This is a genomic window from Streptomyces sp. NPDC085900, assembly GCF_044540925.1.
Lineage (GTDB): Bacteria > Actinomycetota > Actinomycetes > Streptomycetales > Streptomycetaceae > Streptomyces > Streptomyces gilvifuscus.
In genome coordinates this window covers 1-1,274 of the sequence record NZ_JBITSP010000034.1, presented here as the reverse complement: position 1 = coordinate 1,274, position 1,274 = coordinate 1, and the positions used below count along the sequence as shown (strand labels likewise).

Sequence of the window (1,274 nt, the reverse complement as noted above, 5' to 3'; positions counted from 1 at the left end):
CGGCGTTGCGGGATCAGGCGGTGCGGTTGTTGGCGCATGCCCAGGCGCACCCCGAGGTGTCGGTCGCGGACCTGGGCCTGTCCCTGGTCACCACACGCTCGGTGTTCGATCACCGTGCCGTGGTCGTGGGAACCGGACGCACCGAACTCCTCGCCGGCATCGAGGGACTGACACGCGACGGCGCGGTCACCGGTGTGGTGACCGGCCACGCGGCCGTGTCGGGCAAACGGGTCTTCGTCTTCCCCGGACAGGGCTCGCAATGGGCCGGAATGGCCGTGGAACTGCTCGACTCCTCACCCGTGTTCGCCGCCCGACTGCGCGAGGTGGCCGGCCAGGTGGAGCGCTGGGTCCCCTGGCACGTTGAGGACGTACTCCGCGCAGTGGAGGGCGCCGCCTCGATCGAACGGATCGAGGTGGTGCAACCCGTCCTGTTCACCGTCCACGTCGCACTCGCCCAACTGTGGGCCTCCCACGGCGTGGAGCCCGACGCGGTCGTGGGCCACTCACAGGGCGAGATCGCCGCCGCCTGCGTCTCCGGCGCCCTCACCGTCGAAGACGCCGCCCGCCTGATCGTCCTACGCTCCCAACTCTTCGCCGAACACTTGGTCGGCCACGGAGCGGTGGCCTCAATCGCCCTGCCACGCGCTGATGTCGAGACCCGCATCGCGACGCACGGCGCCGACCTGACCGTGGCAGGCGTCAACGGTCCCGCCCAGGTCACCGTGGCCGGCGAAGTGGAACCCCTGGAGGACTTCGTCGCCACACTCACAGCCGACGGTGTGCGCGCCCGCGTGATCGCCGCCACGGTCGCCTCACACAGCCCCCAAGTCGAACCACTGCGCGAACAACTCACCGAACAGCTCGCCTTCCTACGACCCCGCCCGGGCCGGATCCCCCTGTACTCGACCGTGACCGGAGAAAAACTCGACGGCTCACAACTGAACGCCGACTACTGGTTCGACAACTGCCGACACCCGGTCCTCTTCGAACCCGTCGTGCGCTCACTGCTGACCGACGGCTACCGCGTATTCGTCGAATCCAGCGCCCACCCCGTCCTGACAGCACCCATCTCCGAAATCGCCGAAGACACCCACACCGACATCGCCGTATCCGGATCACTACGACGCAAAGAAGGAGGCCGCGAACGCTTCCTCACCTCACTCGGAACACTATGGACACACGGCACCACCGTCGACTGGACCCAGTCCTTCACCCACCACCCAGCCCACACCGTCGACCTCCCCACCTACCCCTTCCAACACACCCGCTACTGG

Annotated in this window: 1 protein-coding gene; it reads left to right on the top strand. The window is 67.8% G+C overall.

The window, feature by feature from the left end:
• Positions 1 to 5: 5 nt before the first annotated feature.
• Positions 6 to 1,274, top strand: a 1,269-nt coding sequence (locus tag ACIGDI_RS43405) for an acyltransferase domain-containing protein (RefSeq protein ID WP_399908579.1), incomplete at its 3' end; no start/stop codon positions are given.